The sequence below is a fragment of the Streptomyces sp. NPDC024632 genome (assembly GCF_055559175.1).
In genome coordinates this window covers 333,765-356,301 of record NZ_JBVHLD010000008.1, presented here as the reverse complement: position 1 = coordinate 356,301, position 22,537 = coordinate 333,765, and the positions used below count along the sequence as shown (strand labels likewise).

Here is a 22,537-nt window from a genome sequence, read left to right as displayed (position 1 = left end):
TCGGCCCCCTGCGCGACCGACCGTCCAGCCGGGGCGGACGAGAAGGGGTGGGTGGGCTCGGGTATGTCGGCGTCCGCCTGTCTGTGGGGGCCGGGGTGGGGGTCCAAGATTGTGAGGGTGCCCCGGGTGTCTTCCGCCCTGAGGGGGCGCTCTCCGTCGATTCCACGGTGGAGGAACGGCCGGGTGTCGTCGCCGGTCTTTGGGACTTTCCTTAGCCACAGTGGACCGTCGGACGCCGATGTGCCCGAGCCCATCCATCCCCCTCCCGCCTACGCGGGCGGGTTGGGGGGCGCAGGGGCCGAGCCCCCACCCACCCCCTCCCGGTAACCCCCACCGGCAGGCGGACGCCGACGGGCGAGGAGGGGACGGGGCGGGGTGCCCCCGCAGAAATACGTTGACGGCCGGGTGCCGGATTCGCGAAGGCCAGGTGGTACGGATTTCGAGGAGGTGCCCCGGCCCGGCACCGACCAGGCACAGGCGGCACCCGCAGACGAAGAAAGCACCCGCACGGGTGGGCGGGCGGGAAAGACAAGACACACTCGCGCCCGTGACGTGGCGCGTCCGATCAGGCATACTCCAACGCGCCAGAACCGCTGATCACCGCGTGCCGCGACCCGGCAGGGGACCATCGGTTCATGGGCACTGCCCACAGACGGCGCCCCCACACCCAGGGCGTGCCGCCGACGCCCCCGACAGGGAGGAGCGTGCCGCGATGTCGCAGCACGGCCCGCAGCCGGTTGTCCGCCACCTGCCCACCGAGGAGGCGCGGGATCTGCTCGCGCTCACCCGGGACCTGGCCCAGCGGGAGATCGCGCCCGCGGCCGCCGCGGAGGAGGACGCGGGCCACTTCCCGCGTGAGACCTTCGCGCTGATCGGGGAGACCGGACTGCTCGGCCTGCCGTACGCGGAGGAGCACGGCGGCGGGGGTCAGCCGTACGAGGTCTACCTCCAGGTGCTGGAGGAACTGGCCGCGGCCCGCCTCACCATCGGCCTCGGCGTCAGCGTCCACACCCTCGCCTGTCACGCGCTCGCGCACTTCGGCGCCAAGGAACAGCGCGCCGAGCACCTGCCCGCCATGCTGGGCGGCAGCCTCCTCGGCGCCTACTGCCTCTCCGAGCCCGCCGCGGGCTCCGACGCGGCCAGCCTGCGGACGCGCGCCGTACGTACCGGCGGCGGCGCGGACGGCGACGGCGCGGACGGCGACGGCGGGAACTGGACGATCGACGGCACCAAGGCGTGGATCACCCACGGCGGGGTCGCCGACTTCTACACCGTCCTGGCCCGCAGCGGCGGCGACGGCGCGCGCGGCATCTCCGCGTATCTGGTGCCGGGCGACGCGCCGGGCCTGAGCGCCGCCGCGCCCGAGCGGAAGATGGGCATGAAGGGCTCGCCCACCGCGCAGGTGCACTTCGACGGCGTGACCGTCCCCGACAGCCGCCGCATCGGCGAGGAGGGCCAGGGGTTCGCCATCGCGCTGGCCGCGCTGGACGCCGGGCGGCTCGGCATCGCCGCCTGCGCCGTCGGCCTCGCCCAGGCCGCGCTGGACGCCGGTCTCGCGTACGTCAAGGAGCGGCGCCAATTCGCCCGGCCCCTGGCCGACTTCCAGGGGCTGCGCTTCATGATCGCCGACATGGCCACCAAGATCGAGGCGGGCCGCGCCCTGTACCTGGCCGCGGCCAGGACCCGCGACGCCGGTCTCGACTTCTCCCGGCAGGCCGCCATGGCCAAGCTCTTCTGCACCGACGCGGCGATGCAGGTGACGACGGACGCCGTCCAGCTCCTGGGCGGCTACGGCTACACGGCCGACTTCCCCGTGGAGCGGTACATGCGCGAGGCCAAGGTGTTGCAGATCGTCGAGGGCACCAACCAGATCCAGCGCATGGTGATCGCGCGCCACGTGGCGGGCCCCGAGTCGCGGAGCTGAGCGGTCGCCCGGCGGCGGGCGGTGCCCCGGCGCCCCGGTCGGGGCGCCGGATCAGGCCGCGCGGGGCGCCGGTACCCGGAAGGGGCGCGAGCCGGGGCCGCCCACGTGCGAGAAGGGCTGGGTGCGCCAGTCCAGGGTGTCGGGCAGGACCAGGAGGGTGCCGAGGTCGAGGTCGTGGACCTCACCGGGCAGGGAGCCGTCGAGGGGGCGGGCCTCCTCGACGGGGCGGCCCGAGCCGGAGCAGACGGTCAGGCCGAAGGGGTTCCACGGCGTGGGGCACAGGGCGTGCTCCGGAAGCCGGTCCTCGTCGGCGAAGACCGCGATCGGCCGCGCGCACTCCGGGCAGTCCACCCTGACCAGGTCGAGATCGTCCTCGAACGAGTCATCCGTGTCGTCGGCGTCCGGCAGTCCCGGCAGCAGCGCGAGCGCGAATTCGCGTTCGTGCCCCTCCTCGGGCGCCGGCTGGGTCCGCTCACTGCGGTTGTGGCGCACATGGTTACGCATATTCGCGTCTCCCCCATCGGACGGATGTGCCCTCCATCGGGCCGGCCCGGCGTCAATCCCGCGGCCATAGCGAGCACTTCCCGCCGCGCTACGCGGGTAATCACGCCATCGACCTCATAGGGATGCATGGGGTGTGGCCTTCGTCACATCCCGCCTTTCGGCCGGTCCATGCGCCCTCACCATGCCTCCGCGCACCCCTCGTGCCCCCGCGCGGCATCTTGCGGGAGTGCCGGATAAGGTGCGAGCGGGCGTGGCCGGGCAGGGCCCCGCCGACCGGTGGAAGCGGCTCGGCAGAATGCGTGGCGACGTGATGCGTGACGGGTGGCGGCGTAATGCGTGACGGTGGGATGCGGACCAACTGGGCCGGGAACATCACCTTCTCGGCGGAACGGGTGCACCGCCCGGAGTCGACCGGCGCCCTGCGCTCCCTGGTCGCCGCGAGCCGCCGCGTGCGGGTGCTGGGCAGCGGCCACTCCTTCAACGACATCGCCGACACCGACGGCGCCCTCGTCGAACTCTCCGGCCTGCCACCGGAGATCGACATCGACACGGCCGCGGCCACCGTCCGCGTCGCCGCGGGCGTCCGCTACGCCGAACTCGCCCAGCGGCTGCACGAGTCCGGCTTCGCGCTGCCCAACATGGCGTCACTGCCGCACATTTCGGTGGCGGGCAGCGTCGCCACCGGCACCCACGGCTCCGGCAACGCCAACGGCGGCCTCGGCACCTCCGTCAGCGCCCTCGAACTCGTCACCCCGGACGGTGAAGTCGCCGTGCTCAGCCGGGACAAGGACGGCGACCGCTTCGACGGCGCCGTGGTCTCGCTCGGCGCGCTCGGCGTCGTCACCGCCCTCACCCTCGACCTGGTCCCCGACTTCGCCCTCCGCCAGCACGTCTTCACCGGACTCGAACTGGCCGACCTGGACGGCCACTTCGACGCGATCACCGGGGCCGCGTACAGCGTCAGCATGTTCACCGACTGGCGCGCGCCGCGCTTCGGGCAGGTCTGGCTCAAGCAACTCGCCGACGCGCCCCCGCCCGAATTCCCCTGGGCCGCGCCCGCCACCGGGCCGATGCACCCCGTCCCCGGCGCCGACCCGGTGAACTGCACCGCGCAGCAGGGCGTGGCCGGACCCTGGCACGAGCGACTGCCGCACTTCAGGCCGGGATTCACCCCCAGCAGCGGCGCCGAGTTGCAGTCCGAATACCTGCTGCCCCGCGAACACGCCCTGCCCGCGCTCCACGCCCTCGCCGCGCTCGGCGCCGACATCGCGCCGCTGCTCCAGATCTGCGAAGTGCGGACCGTCGCCGCCGACCGGCTCTGGCTCAGCCCCGCCTACGGGCACGACTGCGTCGCCTTCCACTTCACCTGGGTGCCGGACACCGCCGCCGTCCTCCCCGTCCTCGCCCGCCTCGAACAGCGCCTCGCGCCGTACGCGCCGCGCCCGCACTGGGGCAAGGTCTACGTCGCCGACGCCGCCGAGGTCAGGTCCCGCTACCCCCGTATGGCGGACTTCCGGGCGCTGGCCGCCGAGCTGGATCCGGGCCGCACCTTCAGCAACGCCCACCTGGACCGGCTGCTGCCCGCGTGAGCGCGACGGCGACACCCGGCCCGGGATGTGACCGAACCGTGCACATGCATACGTAACGCGGCGCTGTGCCTATGGGTAAGGTCATCCGCTATGGAGGAGTTGGACCGGCACATCGTGGAACTTCTCGTCGCCGACGGGCGCATGAGCTACACCGACCTGGGCAAGGCCACCGGCCTGTCCACCTCGGCGGTGCACCAGCGCGTGCGCAGGCTCGAACAGCGCGGGGTGATCCGCGGCTACGCGGCCATCGTCGACCCCGAGGCGGTCGGCCTGTCCCTGACGGCCTTCATCTCCGTCAAACCGTTCGACCCCAGCGCCCCCGACGACATCGCGGACCGCCTCGCCGAGGTCCCCGAGATCGAGGCGTGCCACAGCGTCGCGGGCGACGAGAACTACATCCTCAAGGTGCGGGTCTCCGCCCCCATCGAGCTGGAACACCTCCTGACCCGGATCCGCACCCTCGCGGGCGTCTCCACCCGCACCACGGTCGTCCTGTCCACGGCGTACGAGGCCAGGCCGCCGCGCGTCTGAGCGGTGTGTCCGGCCGCCGCGGACCCGCCGTCACGGGAGGCGCCACCCCGGAGACCGGCGCGCGCCCCGACCGGGGGAGACTTGTGCCCATGCACCGCACCTCCACTCCGCAGCCCCCCGCCACCCCCGCGCCGACCGGCACCGTCCTGCTCCGCGGCGGCGCCGTCTACAGCCCCGCCGACCCCTTCGCGACCGCGATGGTCGTGGACGGCGGCACCGTCGCGTGGGTCGGTTCCGAAGGGGCCGCGGACTCCTTCGCGGACGGCGTGGACCGTGTCGTCCAGCTCGAAGGGGCGCTGGTCACCCCGGCCTTCACCGACGCGCACGTGCACACCACCGCCACCGGCTTCGCCCTCACCGGCCTCGACCTGTCCGGCGCCGCGTCGCTGGCCGACGCGCTGACCCGTACGGCCGCGTACGCCGCCGCGCGGCCCGCCGACCGCGTGCTGCTCGGCCACGGCTGGGACGAGAGCCGGTGGCCCGAGCGGCGCACACCGACCCGCGCGGAGCTGGACGAGGCGGTCGGCGGACGACCCCTCTACCTGACCCGTACGGACGTCCACTCGGCCGCCGTCAGCACCGCGCTGCTCGACCTGGTGCCCGGCGTCCGGGACGAGCCCGGCTTCGACCCGCAGGCGCCGCTGACCCGCGACGCGCACCACGCGGTACGCCGCGCCGCGTACGCCGCCGTCACCCCCGCCCAGCGCGCCGCCGCCCAGCGCGCCGCGCTGCTGCACGCCGCGGAACAGGGCATCGGCGCGCTGCACGAGTGCGCGGGCCCCGACATCTCCTCCGAGGACGACCTCACCGGCCTCCTCGCGCTGGCCGCCGCCGACGCCGGGCCGCGGGTCTTCGGCTACTGGGCGCAGGCCGCGTCCGCCCCCGCCGACCTCGACCGGGTCCGGGACCTCGGCGCGATCGGCGCGGCCGGCGACCTCTTCGTGGACGGCTCGATCGGCTCCCACACCGCCTGCCTGCACGCCCCGTACGCCGACGCGCCGCACACCGGCGTCAGCTACCTGGACGCCGAGACCATCGCCCGCCACCTCACGCTCTGCACGGAAGCGGGCCTCCAGGCCGGTTTCCACGCCATCGGGGACGCGGCGATCGGCGCGGTCGTCGACGGCGTACGGGCCGCCGCCGCGGCCGTCGGCCTGGAACGCGTCAGGGCACTGCGGCACCGCGTGGAGCACGCCGAACTGATGACCCCCGACACCATCGCGGCCTTCGCCGAATTCGGCCTCGTGGCCTCCGTGCAGCCCGCCTTCGACGCGGCCTGGGGCGGCGAGGACGGCATGTACGCCGACCGGCTCGGCGCCGACCGGGCCCGCGACCTCAACCCCTTCGCCGCCATGACCCGTGCCGGGGTGCCGCTGGTCCTCGGCTCCGACAGCCCCGTCACCCCGCTCGACCCCTGGGGCGCCGTCCGCGCCGCCGCCTTCCACCGCACCCCCGAGCACCGCGTCTCGGCTCGCGCCGCCTTCAACGCCCACACCCGTGGCGGCTGGCGCGCCATCGGGCGGGACGACACCGGCGTCCTGGTCCCCGGCGCCCCCGCCGACTACGCCGTCTGGGACAGCGGCGACCTCGTCGTCCAGGCCCCCGACGAACGCGTCGCCAACTGGTCCACCGACCCGCGCTCCGGCACCCCGGGCCTGCCCGATCTCACCCCCGGACGCCCGCTTCCGTCCGCCCTGCGCACCGTCGTCGGCGGCCGTACCGTCTTCGAGCGGCCGAACGGGTGAGCATCGCTCGGCACATGCGGCCGAACGGTGTGCCCTCGGCCTGTCGCGGCGTGTCGCAGGGCCCCGCACTGACCTGCTGATTTGGCGAAACCCCGCAGGTCAAGGGGGTGTTGACAGCCGATGGTCGGAGGCGAGTAGGTTCGGCCAAGTCCACCACAGGACGTCGGACCGGGGGCCCTCCGCGGTTCTGTCGACCGCCGCTGGGCCATGGGGCGCCGCGCCGCACGTGCACGCCGCCACTGGCAGCCAGGTCCAGCGTCAGCGGCGCCGGAACGCGTACGCGCCCCGGTCGGCAGGTGTGACCCGGGAAGGGCCCGGACGCCCAGTAGACAACGGCCTTGGTACTGACCCGCAGCCAGCGGATCCCAGGTCGGCCCGAAGGGCGTCCGGGCCCGTTCCGTTGCCCTTCCGCAGTCTGGGGGTCCCCCCGGACGGAGTCTGGGGGAGGGTCCCGCGTCGGCCCGAAGGGCGTCCGGGCCCGTTCCGTTGCCTTCCCGCGGCCTGGGGGTCCCCCCGGACGGAGTCTGGGGGAGGGTCCCGCGTCGGCCCGAAGGGCGTCCGGGCCCGTTCCGTTGCCTTCCCGCAGTCTGGGGGAGGGTCCCGCGTCGGCCCGATGGGCGCCTGGGCCCGTTCCGTTGCCCTTCCGCTCCCTGTTCCGCGGCCTGGGGGTCCCCAGACTTCGTCCGGGGGTGCCCCCAGGCGGGTGGGGCGGGGTACCGTCGCCTTCATCACCACTTCACCTGCAAGAAAGGCCGCGACGTGCGCCCGCGACCCGACACCGTTTCCGCGGCGACCGCGGTTGAGCCGTTGACGGAGCCGTCAGCGGCGCCAGGGGTTGGGGCGGAGGGGAAGGCGTCGCGCCGCGAGCGGTTCGCGGCGGCGGCGCGGGCGGCCGCGCCCAGGTCGGCGGTGGCCGCGGTGAGCGGCTGCGCGCTGGCGCTGGCGTTTCCGCCGTACGGGGTGTGGCCGCTGTCGGTGGTGGCGGTGGCGGCCCTGGCACTGGTGCTCGAGGGCAGGACGGTGCGCCAGGCGGCCTGGCTGGGCTTCGCCTTCGCGTTCCCCTTCTTCCTGTGGCTCCTGGTGTGGCTGCGCTCGGTGATCTGGCTGGCCGTACCGCTGCTGTCGGCGGTCGAGGCGGCGTATCTCGTGCTGATGGCCGCGCTGATCGTGCTCGCCCGGCGGCTGCCCGGCTGGCCGCTGTGGACCGCGTGCCTGTGGGTCGCACAGGAGCTGGTACGCGACCGGCTGCCGTTCGGCGGCTTCCCGTGGGGGCGCCTGGCGTTCGCCAACACCGCCTCCCCGTACACCCCGCTCGCCGCGCTCGGCGGCGCCCCGCTGGTGACCTTCGCGGTGGCGCTCAGCGGCACGCTGCTGGCCGCGGCGGCCCTGGCCGGGTACCGGGCGTACAAAGCCCGCCGCGCCGCCGTTCTGCCGGGCGTGACCGCCCTGGCCCTGTCGGTGGCCGTCCTGCTGTCCGGCCTGCTCGTGCCGGTGCACACCAATGCCGTCGGCCACGTGCGCGTCGCCGTCGTCCAGGGCAATGTGCAGCAGCCCGGCATGCACTTCCTCGGCCGACCGATGCAGATCCTCAACAACCACGTACAGGCCACCCTCAAGCTCGCCGCCGACATCGAGGCGGGCAAGGTGCCCAAGCCCGACATCGTGCTGTGGCCGGAGAACTCCTCCGACCTGGACCCCTTCACGTACCCGGAGGCGTACGACAAGATCACCGAGGCCGTGAAGGCGGTGGGTGTGCCGGTGCTGGTCGGCGCCCTGGTCGACGGCCCGGACGAGGACCACGTGCAGAACGAGGGCATCGTGTGGGACCCGGTCACCGGCCCCGGCGCCCACTACACCAAGCAGCACCCGGTGCCGTTCGGCGAGTACGTGCCCTTCCGCAAGGCGCTGACCAAGGTCGTCCCGATGCTCAACCAGATCCCGCGGGACTTCTACCCCGGCAAGGGCACCGGCGTGATGCGGATCGGCCCGGCCGAACTCGGCGACGTGATCTGCTTCGAGGTCGCCTACGACGGCATCGTGCGCGACACGGTGAAAGCCGGGGCGCGGGCCCTGGTCGTCCAGACCAACAACGCCACCTACGGCCGCACCGGCCAGCCCGAACAGCAGCTCGCCATGTCCCGGCTGCGCGCCGTCGAGCACGGCCGCGCCATCGTCACCGCCGCGACCAGCGGAATCAGCGCGATCGTCGCTCCTGATGGCAAGATCGAACAGCAGAGCGCGGAGTTCACCCAGCAGGTGCTGAGTGCCGACATCCCGCTGCGCGACGAGATCACTCTCGCCGACCGCGTCGGTACGTTTCCTGAGTGGTCACTCGCTATTGTTGGGCTCCTGTCCTGTGCGGTCGCCTTCGCGCTCGGCAGGCGCGACCGCACACGCATGGGCATGGCAAAGGGGCAGTAGTGAACGACGGCGAGCAGCGGAGCTTCGGGCCGCTCGGCAAGGTTCTGGTCATCATCCCGACCTACAACGAGGCCGAGAACATCAAGCCGATCGTGCAGCGGGTGCGCACGTCGGTACCCGACGCCCACATCCTCGTCGCCGACGACAACAGCCCGGACGGCACCGGGAAGCTCGCCGACGAGCTGGCGGGCGCCGACGAGCAGGTCCACGTCCTGCACCGGCAGGGCAAGGAGGGCCTGGGCGCGGCGTACCTCGCCGGCTTCCAGTGGGGCATCGACCACGGCTACGGCGTCCTGGTCGAGATGGACGCGGACGGCTCCCACCAGCCGGAGGAACTGCCCCGGCTGCTGACCGCGCTCAAGAGCGCGGACCTGGTGCTCGGTTCGCGCTGGATCCCGGGCGGACGGGTCGTCAACTGGCCGAAGTCCCGCGAGTATCTGTCGCGCGGCGGCAGCACCTACTCCCGGCTCCTGCTGGACGTCCCGATCCGTGACGTGACCGGCGGCTACCGCGCCTTCCGCAAGGAGACCTTGGAAGGTCTCGGCATGGCCGAGATCGCCTCCGCCGGCTACTGCTTCCAGGTGGACCTCGCCTGGCGCGCGGTCAAGGGCGGCTTCCACGTGGTCGAGGTGCCGATCACCTTCGTCGAACGCGAGCGCGGCGACAGCAAGATGAGCCGCAACATCGTGGTCGAGGCGCTGTGGCGGGTCACCGCGTGGGGCGTGGGCTCCCGGGCGGGCAAGATCGTCGGCCGCAAGGCGTAAGGCCGCCCACGGCCCCCTGAGCCCCTTCGTGGGGCATGCGGGGGCGGGACGCGCGGACGTGCGCACGGGCGTCCGCGGGAATCCCCCGCGGAACCCGAAGAGGGAAGCGTCCACCGATCCGGTCTTTACCTGATCTTTGGCACACTTGAGCTATGACGATGAGCACTCCGCCCTCTGTCCGTCCGCAGCAGCCCGGCCCGCGGCGACGGCGCCGTTCGCGCGTCCGCACCATCCTGCCGCTGGCTGTCGCGGCCTGGGCGGTGCTGGAGATCTGGCTGCTCATCGTGGTGGCGGAGGCGACCAGCGGGCTGACGGTCTTCCTGCTGATCGTCGCCGGGCTGATACTGGGCGCGAGCGCGGTCAAGCGGGCCGGGCGCAGCGCGTGGCGGAATCTGACCGCGCAGGTGCAGGCCGCCCAGGCGCAGGCCGCGCGGGACCCGAACGCGGCCCCGACCCCGCCCGCCGAGAGCAAGGGGCGCAACGGACTGGCGATGCTCGGCGGCCTGCTGCTGATCATCCCCGGCTTCCTCTCCGACGCCGTGGCGCTGTTCCTGCTCTTCCCGCCGACCCGCAGGCTCATCGGCAAGGGCGTCGACCGGCTCAACGCCCGCGCCCTCGCGGCGCGGCCCGCCGCCGGGGAGCCCGGCTCCGTCGGCGACCTCTTCCAGCAGGCGCGGGACGCCAACGAGCAGATCCGGATCCACAAGCCCGACGGCAAGGTCATCCAGGGCGAGGTCGTCGACCACCGGGACTGATCACGCGCGCGGGTCCGGCGGTCCGCGCCCCGCGGATCTCGGGATCAGCGCCGCGCCACGCAAAAACCCGCCGGGGGCGGAGCAGGTGCTCCGCCCCCGGCGGGGAAGTGTCGGGGGGCCTTGGTCCCCGGGGAGGTGATCCCTGGGGCGCCCCCATGGGTGAGCCCGCGCTGTCAGGCGCTCTTGCGGTTGTCGCGCGGATGCACGGCGATGTTCATCGCTCCGGAGCGCAGGACGGCCAGCCGTTCGGCCAGCACCTCCTCCAGCTCCTCGAGCGTGCGCCGCTCCATCAGCATGTCCCAGTGCGTGCGCGCGGGCTTGGTCGTCTTCTCCTCCGGGCCCTCTCCGTCCACCAGCAGGGCGGTCTGGCCGCAGGCGCGGCACTCCCACTCCGGCGGAATCTCGGCCTCAACCGAGAACGGCATCTCAAATCGATGTCCGTTCCGGCATGCGTACTCAACGGTCTGGCGCGGGGCCAGATCGATACCGCGGTCGGTCTCGTAGCTGGTGGCCCCGAGTCGCGTGCCGCGGAGAGCTCGCTCACTCATGAATCGTGCCTCCCGGGCTTGGTCGCCCACAGGACAGGTGTCGCTGTCGTCGTCATCCGGTCAACGTCCGGTCGGCGGTGAAGATTCCCGTTTAGGGAGATGCGTCGCCCGTCGTGTCGCCCCTGTTTGTACCCACCGGTGCCCGGTTTGTCACATCTGAGCGGAGATGTCACCCGGTGTCGTCATATCTTTTGCGTGCAGTAACGGTCAAGCTGCTGGGCCAACCGCGTACACTACCGGTCCGCACCGCCTCCGGCTAAATCGGATCGACCGCAGCGCGTTCGGGCGCGTCCCGACGAATCACCGCAGAAGCGGGCATTACGTCCGGGGTCGAGCCCGCGTCAGCACCCGAATTCGTATCCGAATTCACCTCCCCGTCCCTGGTCGCGTCCGTGGCCCGGTCCCTGTTCGCGTCCCTGACCACGCCCGGACCCGGCGCTCCCTCCGGTTCCGCGAAGACCCGCAGGAAGAACTGCGCGAGCGGGCCGATGGCCAGTGCGTAGAGCACCGTACCGACCCCCACGCCGCCGCCCAGCGCGAAACCGGCGGCCAGCACGGTCACCTCGATGCCCGTACGCACCAGCCGTACGGAACGGCCGGTCCTGCGGTGCAGGCCGGTCATCAGGCCGTCGCGCGGTCCGGGGCCGAAACGGGCGGTGATGTAGAGGCCGGTCGCCAGGCCGTTGAGCGCCACCCCGGCCACCAGCAGCGGGACGCGTACGGCCAGGGCCTCCACGTGCGGCACCAGGCGGCAGGTCCCGTCCATCGCCAGGCCCACGACGAAGACGTTGGAGACCGTGCCGAGGCCGGGGCGCTGCCGGATCGGCCACCACAGGAGGAGAACGGCCGCGCCGACGACAATGGAGACGACGCCGATGCTCAGTCCGGTCAGCCGGGACAGCCCCTGATGGAAGACGTCCCACGGGTCCAGGCCGAGCGCGGCGCGGATCATCAGCGCTGAGCTGGCCCCGTACAGGACCAGCCCGACGTAGAGACGGACGAGGCGGCGGTACGGGACCGGCGAGAGCGACGGGTGCGGGAACGACGAGAACAACGGAACCCCCCTGGCGGACGTGTTGGCGCGCATGCCACTCTGTGGCCTGTAAGTGCTTCGGATCCACGGCCAATCTGTGGAAGGTGGACTGATTTCTGTGTCCCAGTGGACTGCGACGGTCGGCGCCGCGCACCTCGCCCGGCTTCTCGAACCGCGCCCGCGAAGCGGCCGCGGCGCCGGAGCGGCGGCGGGCCACGGGCGGAAACTGCCCGCCTACCGGGGGCTGGCCGACGGGATCAGGCTGCTGGTGCTCGAAGGCCGGGTACAGGTCGCCGCGCGGCTGCCCGCGGAACGGGAACTGGCTCTCGCGCTCGGCGTCAGCCGGACCACCGTCGCCGCCGCCTACGAGGCGCTGCGCGCCGAGGGATTCGCCCGCTCGCGGCGCGGCGCCGGAAGCTGGACCGCGATCCCCGACGGCCATGTGCTGCCCTCGCGCAGCCTGGAGCCGCTGCCGCCGGACGCCGCCGGGTCCGTGATCGACCTCGGCTGCGCCTCGCTGCCCGCGCCCGAGCCGTGGCTGACCCGCGCGATGGAGGGCGCGCTCGCCGAACTGCCCGCCTACGCCGCCACGCACGGCGACTTCCCCGCGGGGCTGCCGGTGCTGCGCGAGGCCATCGCCGACCGCTACACCGCGCGCGGTGTGCCCACCATGCCGGAGCAGATCATGGTGACCACCGGGGCGATGGGCGCCATCGCGGCGGCGGCCCGGCGGCTGGTCGGCTTCGGCGAACGGGTCGCCGTCGAGTCGCCCAGTTACGCCAATGTGCTGGAGCTCTTCCGCGAGACCGGCTCCCGGCTCGTGCCGGTCACGCTCCGCGAGGGGCTCGGCGGCTGGGACATGGACGCCTGGCGGCGCGTGCTGCGGGACGCCGCGCCGCGCATGGCGTACGTCATGCCGGACTTCCACAACCCGACCGGCAGTCTCATCGGGGAGGACCAGCGGCGCGACCTGGTCGAGGCCGCGCGCGCGGCGGGCACCGTCGTCGTGGCCGACGAGACGATGGCCGAACTCGTGCTGGACGGTGAGGAGTCGGGGGTGCGGCCGATGGCCGCCTTCGACCGCGGCGGCACCGTCATGACCGTGGGCTCCGCCAGCAAGGCGGTCTGGGCGGGGCTGCGGATCGGCTGGGTCCGCACCACCCCGGACGTCGTACGCCGCCTGGTCTCGGCCCGCGCCTACCTCGACATCGGCTCGCCCGTCGTCGACCAGCTCGCCGTCGCCTGGCTGCTGCGCGGCGGCGGCTGGGACCTGGCCCTCGCGGCTCGCCGCGAGCGGGCCCGCGAGTGTCGCGACGACCTCGTCGCCGCCTTGCGTGAGCACACTCCCGACTGGGACTTCGCGGTGCCCCGCGGCGGTATGACCATGTGGGTCCACACCGGTGACGTGTCCGGCTCGCGGCTGGCCGTCGCCGGTGAACGGCTCGGTGTCCGCGTGCCGTCCGGGCCGCGCTTCGGCGTCGACGGCGCCTTTGAGCCGTACATCCGGCTTCCCTTCACCGTCAGCGGGGCCGCCGCCGTTGAGGCTGCCGCCCGGCTTGCCCAAGCCGCCCACGTCGTCCGCTCCGGCGGCGCCGCCGACGGCGAAACCACCGGCCTCTTCGTGGCCTAGGGCCTCCGGCCCGGCTCCTCGTTCCCTGCCCTTGCGCAGGGCCCGCCTTGGGGGGCGCCCCCCTTGCGATGCCCTTGCGCAGGGCCGCTCTTTCAGGGGCGCGGGGAACTGCGCGCCCAGCCACGACGGGCTGTCAGCCCGGACATGACAGCGACTGCCCCGCCGGGGCCGGTTCTCACAGCTCGCCGCCGCGACGGCTGGTCGCGCAGTTCCCCGCGCCCCTACGGGGCACGTCCCGACGTACGGACAGCGGGCCGCCGCGCGGCCAAGAAGAGCGGCTCACCGTCTCGCGCGGCGGGGCGTAGAGGGGGCTAGCCGAGTTCCAGGTCGGCGACGGTGCGGACGACGGCGTCCTTGCGGAGGGCGACGGGGGCCGGTTCGAGGACGGCGGGAGAGGACTCCTCGGGCTCGGGGACCTCGACGGAGTCGGAGTCGGCCTCGGCCTCGGAGGTGGTGGGGAGGAGGCCGAGGACGGCGTCGCGGTGCGACTGGGCGCACTCGTCGTCGTAGGGGTCGGGAGTGGAGGGCACCTGGAGGCGCAGGACGGGCCCGGTGCCGAGCCGGGCGTACCCGCGGCCGGGGGGAACGTCGGCGGCCGGGGTGGTGCGCTGCGGGGCGCCGAGAACGGCCTCGACGTGCTCGGGGGCGAGCGGCCCGAGGACGACCCGGGCCCGGGTCTGGGCGATCACGACGGGCGCGAGCGCCTCCGTGGCGTCGAGCTGGTCGGCGACGGCGACGGCGACATTGGCCGCGCGCCCGTGCCGCAGCGGGACGTCGAGGAGGGTCTGCGGATCGGGCCGCCCCTCGGCGAGGGCGAGCTGGGTCAGCGCGGTGGGCCGGTCCACCAGGATCCACAGCGGACGGCGTACGTCCTCGGAGACCGGATCGCCGTTCTGCCGCGCCCGGTTGACGGCGATGAGCCGCCGTTCCGTCTCGTGCGCGGCCCACTCGAGGGTGGCGGAGGCGCCGGACAGGCCGCCCTCCACGGCGAGGACACCGGGCCGCCCGATCAGCGACGCGTACTCACCGGTGCCGCTGCCGTCCACGACCACCACGTCGCCGTGGACCAGCGCCTGGAGCGCGATGGACCGCAGCAGGCTGGTGGTGCCGGTGCCGGGCTGGCCGAGCGCCAGCAGGTGCGGCTCGGTGGAGCGGGGGCCGGTGCGCCAGACGACCGGCGGGGCGTCCCTGGTGCCCTCGCCGCCGGTCACCGGCACCGTCCGCTGGACGGCACCGGCGTCGGTGAAGCCGAGGACCGTCTCGCCGGGCGAGGTGATGAAGCGCTGCGCGACGATGTCGGTCGGCAGCGGCGCCAGCGCGGTGAGGGTGAGGTGGTTCTCCTCCTCGTTCCAGTCGAAGCGGTACTCCCGGCCCCGGCCCGCCTTGGCGTGCAGAAGCTGCTCCACCCGGGCGCGCGACTCGGCCTCGCCGTCGGTGAAGTACGCCGGGTAGCGCAGGTGCAGCCGGGCGAGCCGACCGCCCTGGAACTCGTACTCGCTGAACACCTTCTCCCAGCTTCCCTCGTGCGCGTACAGCGGCGCGGGGTCCCCGGCGTCCGACAGGTACGGCACCAGCGCCTCGTACAGCGCCTGGAGCCGGCCGGTCTCGGCCTCGCTCGGGCCCGCCGGGGCGGCGGGGGTGCGGTCGCGGCCCATCCAGGCGGCGGACGCCATGATCGCGCCGATCGCCAGCAGCGGGCCGTACGGCATCATCACGACGACGACCACGCCCGCGGCGGCCAGCAGCAGCGCGGGGCCGCGGCGGTCCTTGGGGGTGCGGCCCCACCAGCCGCCCGCCCACAGCACCTGCTTGCGCATGCCGCGGGCGATGGTGATGACCGGATGGAGCACGTCGGTGGCGCTGTCTGCCGCGGTGCGCGCCAGATCGCGCCCGCGGACGAGCGCGGGTCGGCTGGTCAGAATGCTGGGAAGGGGACGCCTGGCCACGGGGTGCTCCATGGGTGGTTCGGGTTCGGGCTTCGGGTGCGGGAAGGGCCGCGTGGGGAAGGGCGGCGCCCTGAGGGTGCGGCGGGGGGACGGGCGGCGGCCGGAATGGACACGGGCCCGGAGCGGACGACCGCGCCGGGCCCGTACTGGAGTGGCCGCCCGCCGGCGACGGCCAGGTCCCGGGCCGGGGCCCTAGACCTTGATCCCGCCCAGCAGGCTGGCCAGGCTCGCGCCGCCCGCCTTGATGCTCGGGGCGATGGCCGTGCCCGCGAGGTAGAAGCCGAAGAGGGCGCAGACGAGGCCGTGGGACACCTTCAGCCCGTCCTTGCGGAAGAACAGGAAGCAGATGACGCCGAGAAGGACGACGCCGGAGATCGACAGGATCATTGGGCTTTCTCCTGGGTGATGGGGACGGTCACCATGAGTTCTTCCAGGCTCACAAAAAGTAATAGATCACGCACGGTGGCAAATGAGTGATTTGTAGCGAATTTCCACCATGTGGGGGAGGCGGCGAACGGTGCCCGGCGCGAGCATTGCCCGCCAGGACCGGTTCATGTGCCCACCGCGCCCCCCGCCCCGCTCCTGGCGCAGCGAAGTCGCCCGAACGGGTGACGGCGGTGCAGGATGGCCGGTGTGCAGCTCACCCCGATCACCTGGTCACGGCTGGCCGACACCCTCGCCGAGCGGATCGCGGACGCGACCGCGGGGGTGAGCGCGGACGGGCCGGGGCCCTGGTGGCGGGTGGCCGTGGACGGCGCGGACGCCGCCCGCCCCGGCGATCTGGCGGACGCCGTCGCCGCCGCGCTGCCCGCTCTCGGCCGCCGCGTGCTCCGGGTGCGCGCCGCCGACTTCCTGCGGCCCGCCTCCCTGCGCTACGAGTACGGCCACCAGGACGCCGACGCGTACTACCAGCTCTGGCTGGACACCGGCGCGCTGCGCCGCGAAGTGCTCGACCCGCTCGGCACCGACGGCTCGGGCCGCGTCCTGCCGACACTGTGGGACGCCGCCACCGACCGCGCCACGCGCGCCGACTACGTGCGCCTGCCGCCCGGCGGCGTCCTCGTACTCGACGGGCCGCTGCTCCTCGGGCAGGGGCTGCCGTTCGATCTGACGGTCCATCTGCGGCTGTCCCCGGCCGCGCTGGAGCGGCGCACGGCGCAGGCCGACCGGTGGACGCTGCCCGCATTCGACCGTTACGACCGGGAGGCGATGCCGGAACAGACCGCCGATGTCCTGGTACGTGCCGACGACCCGAGACACCCCGCCTGGACAGGCTGAACGACCCTCGCGCGTAAGCCCGTTGACCTCCCGGCCGCCGCCGGTCCGGCCTCGCCTTGCCGTGGGACCGCGCACCCCGCTAGCGTCCCCATCCACCATGACTGTCGCCATCGCGCCGCTGACCACCGAGCACATACCCCAGGCCGTGCAGCGCTACGACCGCTGGTTCGCGCGCGCCCGCCGCCCGCCGTCGCAACGCTCGTGGCTCGCCGACGGCCCCGTGCGCGGTGAGGAACTGCTGGGCAAGCTGATCGGCGTTCCGGGTCTCGAGGCCGCCCGCGCGCTCGACGGCGACGGCGGCCTGATCGGACACCTCGCCGCCGTCCCGGTGGACCTCACCCAGGACGACCCGGCGGGGCTGCGCAGCCACCCGCACTCCGCGCTGGTCCCGCACGGCGGTCACGCGCTGCCCGGCGGACGCGAATCGGAGGTGCTGCGCGCGCTGTACGCCCGCGTCGCGGCCCGGCTCGTCGCGGAGCGACGGCTGGTCCACTACGTCGACGTGCCTGCGGGGGAGACCGCCACCCTGCCCTGGGCGGACCTCGGCTTCGGCCGCGAATTGGTGCACGGTCTGATGGCGGTCAAGGCGCGCGGGCGCCAGCCGCGCGGCGTCGAAGGGCTCGGCATCCGGCGCGCGGGCGTCGGCGACCTGCCGCAGATCGGCCGGATGGCCGCCGAGTCCTCGCGCAGGCAGCGCGAGTCCGCGGTGTTCCAGCCCCAGCCGGAACGCGCGCTCGCCGCCCTGCGGGTCTACTACGCCGACGCGCTCGGCGACCCGCGCAGCGCCGCCTGGATCGCCTCCCGCAGGGGCGAGGAGATCGGCATGGTGCTGCTGGTGCCCGCCACGCCCGACCCGGTGATCCCCGAGTCCTGCGTGGAGCTGGCCGAGGCGTACGTCGAACCCTCCGCGCGCGGTGAGGGCGTCAGCCGCGTCCTGCTCGCCACCGCGCTGGCCTGGGCGTACGACCACGGCCACCGCTACATGTCGGCCCGCTGGCACTCCGCCTCACCGCTGGCGGCGGGGCACTGGCCCGCGGTCGGCTTCCGGCCGGTCGCGTACCGGCTCAGCAGGTCGCTCGACGGCCGGATCGGCGGCTCGCCCGGCAGTTACTGATATCCCCAAGTAGCGTATTAAATCGGGCATTTAGGCGTGATGCGGCTCACTCGGCCGGTGCGCAGTGAGCGGCATCACCTCGGGAACACGGTCCGATTCCCCCGATGTACCCACTGTTCCCGATCCGGGCGGTTTGTCACCAGGAATCGGTCACGGAGGCACGGACGGTGAGCGGCCCGCACACGCAGCGGTGACGGCGGACGACCGGGAGTGACCGCGCCCCGAGCGGTGCGCCCGACGACGATCACGGTTGGTTGCCCGCCGCTCGGCCGGTCGTTTAGCTTCGCCTCCTGCGGGCCGGATGCCCGCGAATTGCGAATGTCCGTCGGGCGGAACGCCGAATCCTGCCGCCGCCCGGTTTCCTGGATCTTTGATCACACACGGCAGGGGCGGGGGACCCAGGTAAGTCGCCGTCCAGCAGTACCGGACGGCTCGGGGTGAAGTCGCGGCGCCTTGCGTACACGCAACGGCATTTCCACGTGACCGGGCATCTCCTGCCCGAACCCGACAGCTCACCTCGTAGGCGTAGGAGAGGAAATCCCCCATGCCCGCAAAGGGACAGCACCGCAAGACCCGTATGAGCCGCCTCACCCGCATCTGCATCGCCGCGGGCACGGGTGGCGTGGCCATCGCCCTGCCGCTGGTCGGCGCGGGCATCGCCTCGGCGGCCGAGCCCGCCCACAGCGCCCCCGCCACCGCCTCGCACACCTCCGCCGTCAAGGCGACGACCGTGGCGGACAAGAGCGCCGCGCCCAAGGCCGCCAAGACCAAGGCCACCAAGTACTCCGTGGTCAGCGGTGACTCGCTGTCGAAGATCGCCGACAGCCACCACGTCAACGGCGGCTGGCAGCAGCTCTACTCCGACAACAAGTCGGTCGTGGGCTCCAACCCGAACCTGATCTACCCGGGCCAGCACCTCACGCTGAACGGCGCCTCCGCCGAGAAGCCCGCCACCGCGCAGAAGTCCGCCCCGGCGCCGAAGAAGTCGGCCCCGGCCCCCGCCAAGAAGGCGACCCCGGCGCCCGCCGAGACCACCGCCCCGTCGAAGTCGTCCGACACGACGACCACGACCACCAAGTCCGCCGACACCACCGCCGCCAGCTCCTCCGGCTACACCAAGCCGGTCGGGGACGCGGCGATCGGTACCCAGTACCACGCCTCCGGCGCCAACTGGTCCAGCGGCTACCACACCGGTGTGGACTTCCTGGTCGGCTCCGGCACCAGCGTGAAGTCGGTCGCCGCGGGCACCGTCGTCTCCGCGGGCTGGGACGGCGCGTACGGCAACGACGTGATCGTCAAGCACGCCGACGGCAAGTACACGCTGTACGGCCACCTGACCCAGGCGCTCGTCTCGGCCGGGCAGACCGTCACCGAGGGCCAGCAGATCGGCGTCTCCGGCGCGACCGGCAACGTGACCGGCCCGCACCTGCACTTCGAGGTCCGCACGACCCCGGACTACGGCTCCGACATCGACCCGGTCGCCTACCTGGCCTCCCACGGCGTCACCGTTTCCTGACCCACCCGCTCCACAGCCGCTGTGGCGGCTCCTCGCGGCATCCGTGCCCGCCCGGTTCCTCACCACCGGGCGGGCACAGCCGCGTGACGGGCCGCGAGTCCACGTGGTCACGCGGGTGACGTGGTCACGCGGTGACGTCGTTACACGCTCACGTCGTTACGCGCTCACGTGTCCGGGAACAGCGCGGCCAGCTCGCCGCGCGAGACCACACCGAGCTTCGGATACGCCTTGTAGAGGTGGTGGCCGACCGTGCGCGGGCTGAGGAAGAGCTGCGCGGCGATGTCCCGGTTGGTCAGCCCGAGCGCGGCCAGCCGGACGATCTGCGACTCCTGCGGCGTCAGCCCCGCCTCGTCCGCGACCGACCTGACCGTGTCCTGACCCACCGTCACCGACGCTCCCGACGCGCCCAGTTCACTGCGCGCCCGGTCCGCCCACGGTCGCGCGCCGAGCCGTTCGAAGGTCTCCAGCGCGGCCCGCAGGTGTCCGCGCGCCTCGCTCTTGCGACGGGCCCTGCGCAGCCACTCGCCGTACAGCAGCGCCGTACGCGCCGACTCCAACACCCTTCGGTGCGGGTCGTGACGGGCCAGCGCCTCGATGAAGTACGCCTCCGCGTCGGCGTCCTTGGCCCGCAGCGCCCGGCAGCGCGCCACCAGCGCCCGCGCCCAGTCCTGCCCGGAACGCGCGGCCCACGCCTCGAATCCGGCCACGGGCTCGTCCGCCCGCTCCGGCACGCCCAGCCGCACCGCCGCCTCCACCAGATCGGGGACGCCGCGCGTCGCGGAGATGTGGTGCCGTACGGTCGGCTCGGTCAGCAGCGACAGCCGGTCGAGCGCGAACTGCGTACGGCCCAGGCCCAGTTCGAGCAGCCCTTGCGACCAGTACGCCCACGGCGCGCCCGGCGCCATCGCCGTGCCCGCGCCGCCCGCCAGGGCCTCGTCCACCAGCCGGCGGCACTCGTCCTCGTCCCCGCGCAGCGCCGCGACATGCGCCAGCGCACTGCTCAACTGGCTGACCCACTGCCGCTGTCCGGTGTCCCGTGAGATCCGCAGCCCCTCGGACGCCGTGGCGACGGCCTCGTCGAGGCGGCCGTCGAACAGCTCCGCCTCCGCGCGGAAGAACATCAGCGTCGTCAGCCTGCCGACACCGCCGCTCTCGCGGCTCTCCGCCGCCAGCGTCGTCGCCAGGTCGTACGCCGCCGCGTCCTGCCCGAGCGCCAGGCCCACCCCGCACAGCATCACCAGGTCCCGCGGATCGACCCGGCCGCCGCGCGCGGCCCGTGACACCGCCGCGGCCTCGGCCACGTCGGGCGGTCCGGCCGCCGCGCTGCCCGGCCCGATCGCCCGCACCAGGAACTCCGCCACCGGCCGGATCGGCGCCCACGGCGGCAGTTCCAGCGCCGCCAGCCGCCCCAACGTCCCCGCCACCTCGTCGTCGCCGAGGTACCAGGCCGTATGCGTCGCCTGCACCAGCATCCGCGCCGCCGCCGCCGAATCCGCCTCCGCCAGCAAATTCGCCGCTTCCAAGAGGAGTTGATGCGCCGCGCCGAAATCCCCCTCCCAGAAGTCCGCGAGCGCCCGCACATAGAGCGCTCTGCCGCGCACGGCGGACAACGGGTTCGCCGCGCCCCGCGCCGCGGTGGACGCGGATTCCGTGGGTGCCGGGCGGCCCGGCCCGGACGGGTGCGGCGGAACGGGCCCGCCAACGCCGCCGGTGTCGGCGGTGGACGCCGGATCGCCGGGTGCGGGGCCGCCCGGTCCGGACGAGCCGGGCGAAGCGCTCCGCCCGGCGGCGTCGACAGCGGAAGTCGATCCGGCGGGTGCCTGACCGCCCGGCGTGGACGCGCGCGGTGAAGTGCCCGGCTCCGCACGGGCCGTTGGGGCCGACGACGGCTCCGCGTCGCCTCCTACGGCCGCTGCTTCCGCCTCGGTCTCGGCGGCGCGGGTCGCCTGGTCGGCGAAGGTGCGGGCGCGGGGGATGTCGCCCGCTTCGGAGGCGGATTCGGCGGCGAGGAGGAGGCGTTCGACGCGGGCGACGGGGTCGGTGCTGAGGCGGGCGGCGCGTTCGTAGGCGGCGGAGGCCGCCGCGTGGCCGCTGCGTTCGCGGGCGCGGCCCGCGGTCCGCTGGAGGGCGGTGGCCACGGCTTCGTCGGGGCCGGTGGCCGCGGCGGCCAGGTGCCAGGCGCGGTGGTCGGGGTCGCGTACCGGGTCGGCGGCCTCGGCGAGGGCGCGGTGCGCGGCGAGACGGTCGGGGAGGGCGGCGCGCTGATGGATCGCGGCGCGGACCAGCGGGTGCCGGAAGCGCAGCATGTCCTCGTCGTCCACGTAGACCAGGTTCGCCTCCTCCGCGGGCGGCAGGTCGTCGACGCCGACGCCCAGCACCGCCGCCGCGCGTACCAGGATGTCGGGGTCGCCGGTGTGGTCGGCCGCGGCCACTAGCAACAGTGTCTGGGTGCCGGGCGGCAGGTGGCTGACCTGGCCGTGGAAGGCCATCTGGAGGCGCGTGGTCAGCGGCAGCCCGCCGTCGGCCGCGGCGGAACCGCCCGCGCCCCGCGCGTCGGCGGACGGTCCGAGCGGGAGTTCCAGCAGCGCCAGCGGATTGCCCCGCGCCTCGGAGAGCACGCGGGTGCGTACGGTGTCGGCCGGTGCGCCGCCGCGGTCGGCGAGCAGCGCCCGCGCCGCGTCCTCGGGCAGCGGGCCGAGCCGCAGTTCGGGCAGGCCGGGCGCGGTGAACGACCCGGCGCCGTCACGTACGGCGAAGACCATCGCCACGCCCTCGGCGTCGAGCCGTCGCGCCGCGAAGACCAGCGCGTCGGTGGACGCCCGGTCCAGCCACTGCGCGTCGTCCACGACACACAGCAGCGGCCCCTCGCCCGCGTGGTCCGACAGCAGCGACAGCACGGCCAGGCCGACGAACATCGGCTCGCTCGCGGCGTCGGCCTCCAGGCCGAACGCGGCCCGCAGCGCCCGCCGTTGCGGCACGGGCAGCGCGTCCAGCGAACCCATCGCCCTGCGCAGCAGCAACTGAAGCCCCGCGTAGGGGAGTTCGGCCTCGAATTCCACGCCGGAGCTGCGGACGACCGCCAGGTCGCCCGCCGCCGCCACGGTCTGCTCCAGCAGCGCGGTCTTGCCGATCCCGGCGTCACCGCGCACCACGAGCGCTCCGCTGCGGCCCGCCCTCGCCCCCGCCAGCAGTTCTTCCAGCGCGGCCGTTTCCGTGTCCCGTCCGTACAACATGCCGGG

Annotated in this window: 17 protein-coding genes and 1 riboswitch; of the genes, 11 read left to right on the top strand and 6 right to left on the bottom strand. The window is 73.9% G+C overall.

Annotated features, from left to right (window positions below):
- Positions 1–712 precede the first annotated feature (712 nt).
- Positions 713–1,924, top strand: coding sequence for an acyl-CoA dehydrogenase family protein (locus ACZ37P_RS19540; protein ID WP_467347669.1), 1,212 nt, complete (start codon positions 713–715; stop codon positions 1,922–1,924).
- A 51-nt stretch (positions 1,925–1,975) separates the two neighbouring features.
- Here ACZ37P_RS19540 and ACZ37P_RS19535 read toward each other — a convergent pair whose 3' ends face one another.
- The gene (locus ACZ37P_RS19535) at positions 1,976–2,428 is read right to left on the bottom strand and encodes a hypothetical protein (protein ID WP_401307219.1); all 453 of its coding nucleotides are present in this window, start codon (positions 2,426–2,428) and stop codon (positions 1,976–1,978) included.
- A gap of 332 nt (positions 2,429–2,760) precedes the next feature.
- On the opposite strand from ACZ37P_RS19535, the gene ACZ37P_RS19530 reads away from it, so the two are divergent.
- From ACZ37P_RS19530 to fxsA, 6 genes are all read left to right on the top strand, one after another.
- On the top strand, positions 2,761–4,017 hold the full coding sequence (locus tag ACZ37P_RS19530) for an FAD-binding protein (RefSeq protein WP_467347667.1): 1,257 nt from the start codon (positions 2,761–2,763) through the stop codon (positions 4,015–4,017).
- Between the two features lie 90 nt (positions 4,018–4,107).
- Complete coding sequence (locus ACZ37P_RS19525; protein ID WP_355347139.1) at positions 4,108–4,548, top strand: Lrp/AsnC family transcriptional regulator; 441 nt, start codon at positions 4,108–4,110, stop codon at positions 4,546–4,548.
- Positions 4,549–4,637: 89 nt separating this feature from the next.
- Positions 4,638–6,293: an amidohydrolase gene (locus tag ACZ37P_RS19520; protein ID WP_467347665.1), complete on the top strand. Its 1,656-nt coding sequence runs from the start codon at positions 4,638–4,640 to the stop codon at positions 6,291–6,293.
- A gap of 807 nt (positions 6,294–7,100) precedes the next feature.
- Positions 7,101–8,714: an apolipoprotein N-acyltransferase gene (gene lnt / locus ACZ37P_RS19515; RefSeq protein ID WP_355347145.1), complete on the top strand. Its 1,614-nt coding sequence runs from the start codon at positions 7,101–7,103 to the stop codon at positions 8,712–8,714.
- The gene (locus tag ACZ37P_RS19510) at positions 8,714–9,478 is read left to right on the top strand and encodes a polyprenol monophosphomannose synthase (protein WP_355347148.1); all 765 of its coding nucleotides are present in this window, start codon (positions 8,714–8,716) and stop codon (positions 9,476–9,478) included. The genes lnt and ACZ37P_RS19510 overlap by 1 nt, the downstream gene beginning before the upstream one ends.
- Before the next feature lie 152 nt (positions 9,479–9,630).
- Complete coding sequence (gene fxsA, locus ACZ37P_RS19505; protein ID WP_467347663.1) at positions 9,631–10,233, top strand: FxsA family membrane protein; 603 nt, start codon at positions 9,631–9,633, stop codon at positions 10,231–10,233.
- 173 nt (positions 10,234–10,406) lie between these two features.
- Here fxsA and ACZ37P_RS19500 read toward each other — a convergent pair whose 3' ends face one another.
- Positions 10,407–10,781, bottom strand: coding sequence for an RNA polymerase-binding protein RbpA (locus ACZ37P_RS19500; protein ID WP_093713023.1), 375 nt, complete (start codon positions 10,779–10,781; stop codon positions 10,407–10,409).
- 256 nt (positions 10,782–11,037) lie between these two features.
- Positions 11,038–11,868: a membrane protein YczE gene (gene yczE / locus ACZ37P_RS19495; protein ID WP_467347660.1), complete on the bottom strand. Its 831-nt coding sequence runs from the start codon at positions 11,866–11,868 to the stop codon at positions 11,038–11,040.
- A gap of 64 nt (positions 11,869–11,932) precedes the next feature.
- Between yczE and yczR the strand changes: the two genes are divergently transcribed.
- Entirely contained in the window at positions 11,933–13,444 is a 1,512-nt protein-coding gene (gene yczR, locus ACZ37P_RS19490; RefSeq protein WP_355347155.1) for a MocR-like transcription factor YczR, read from the top strand.
- 311 nt (positions 13,445–13,755) lie between these two features.
- Here yczR and ACZ37P_RS19485 read toward each other — a convergent pair whose 3' ends face one another.
- Together ACZ37P_RS19485 and ACZ37P_RS19480 are read right to left on the bottom strand one after the other, a co-directional pair.
- Positions 13,756–15,390: a hypothetical protein gene (locus ACZ37P_RS19485; RefSeq protein WP_391050644.1), complete on the bottom strand. Its 1,635-nt coding sequence runs from the start codon at positions 15,388–15,390 to the stop codon at positions 13,756–13,758.
- A 192-nt stretch (positions 15,391–15,582) separates the two neighbouring features.
- Positions 15,583–15,777, bottom strand: coding sequence for a hypothetical protein (locus ACZ37P_RS19480; protein ID WP_188279792.1), 195 nt, complete (start codon positions 15,775–15,777; stop codon positions 15,583–15,585).
- 246 nt (positions 15,778–16,023) lie between these two features.
- On the opposite strand from ACZ37P_RS19480, the gene ACZ37P_RS19475 reads away from it, so the two are divergent.
- The 3 genes from ACZ37P_RS19475 (at position 16,024) to ACZ37P_RS19465 (ending at position 19,298) form a co-directional block, all read left to right on the top strand.
- Positions 16,024–16,668 (top strand): nucleoside/nucleotide kinase family protein, encoded by a 645-nt coding sequence (locus ACZ37P_RS19475; RefSeq protein ID WP_467347657.1) that lies wholly within the window; start codon positions 16,024–16,026, stop codon positions 16,666–16,668.
- Positions 16,669–16,765: 97 nt separating this feature from the next.
- On the top strand, positions 16,766–17,782 hold the full coding sequence (locus ACZ37P_RS19470; RefSeq protein ID WP_355347165.1) for a GNAT family N-acetyltransferase: 1,017 nt from the start codon (positions 16,766–16,768) through the stop codon (positions 17,780–17,782).
- Positions 17,783–18,120: 338 nt separating this feature from the next.
- Positions 18,121–18,323: riboswitch (cyclic di-AMP (ydaO/yuaA leader) on the top strand.
- 3 nt (positions 18,324–18,326) lie between these two features.
- Positions 18,327–19,298, top strand: coding sequence for a M23 family metallopeptidase (locus ACZ37P_RS19465; protein ID WP_467347656.1), 972 nt, complete (start codon positions 18,327–18,329; stop codon positions 19,296–19,298).
- A 164-nt stretch (positions 19,299–19,462) separates the two neighbouring features.
- On the opposite strand, the gene ACZ37P_RS19460 is transcribed toward ACZ37P_RS19465, so the two are convergent.
- On the bottom strand, positions 19,463–22,531 hold the full coding sequence (locus ACZ37P_RS19460) for a helix-turn-helix transcriptional regulator (protein WP_467347654.1): 3,069 nt from the start codon (positions 22,529–22,531) through the stop codon (positions 19,463–19,465).
- Positions 22,532–22,537: the final 6 nt, after the last annotated feature.

Excerpts from the sequence above, each read along its gene's own strand:
- ACZ37P_RS19540 (WP_467347669.1), top strand. The coding sequence starts at position 713 with ATGTCGCAGCACGGCCCGCAGCCGGTTGTCCGCCACCTGCCCACCGAG.
- ACZ37P_RS19535 (WP_401307219.1), bottom strand. The coding sequence starts at position 2,428 with ATGCGTAACCATGTGCGCCACAACCGCAGTGAGCGGACCCAGCCGGCG.
- ACZ37P_RS19530 (WP_467347667.1), top strand. The coding sequence starts at position 2,761 with ATGCGTGACGGTGGGATGCGGACCAACTGGGCCGGGAACATCACCTTC.
- ACZ37P_RS19525 (WP_355347139.1), top strand. The coding sequence starts at position 4,108 with ATGGAGGAGTTGGACCGGCACATCGTGGAACTTCTCGTCGCCGACGGG.
- ACZ37P_RS19520 (WP_467347665.1), top strand. The coding sequence starts at position 4,638 with ATGCACCGCACCTCCACTCCGCAGCCCCCCGCCACCCCCGCGCCGACC.
- fxsA (WP_467347663.1), top strand. The coding sequence starts at position 9,631 with ATGACGATGAGCACTCCGCCCTCTGTCCGTCCGCAGCAGCCCGGCCCG.
- ACZ37P_RS19500 (WP_093713023.1), bottom strand. The coding sequence starts at position 10,781 with ATGAGTGAGCGAGCTCTCCGCGGCACGCGACTCGGGGCCACCAGCTAC.
- yczE (WP_467347660.1), bottom strand. The coding sequence starts at position 11,868 with ATGCGCGCCAACACGTCCGCCAGGGGGGTTCCGTTGTTCTCGTCGTTC.
- ACZ37P_RS19480 (WP_188279792.1), bottom strand. The coding sequence starts at position 15,777 with ATGATCCTGTCGATCTCCGGCGTCGTCCTTCTCGGCGTCATCTGCTTC.
- ACZ37P_RS19470 (WP_355347165.1), top strand. The coding sequence starts at position 16,766 with ATGACTGTCGCCATCGCGCCGCTGACCACCGAGCACATACCCCAGGCC.
- ACZ37P_RS19465 (WP_467347656.1), top strand. The coding sequence starts at position 18,327 with ATGCCCGCAAAGGGACAGCACCGCAAGACCCGTATGAGCCGCCTCACC.
- ACZ37P_RS19460 (WP_467347654.1), bottom strand. The coding sequence starts at position 22,531 with ATGTTGTACGGACGGGACACGGAAACGGCCGCGCTGGAAGAACTGCTG.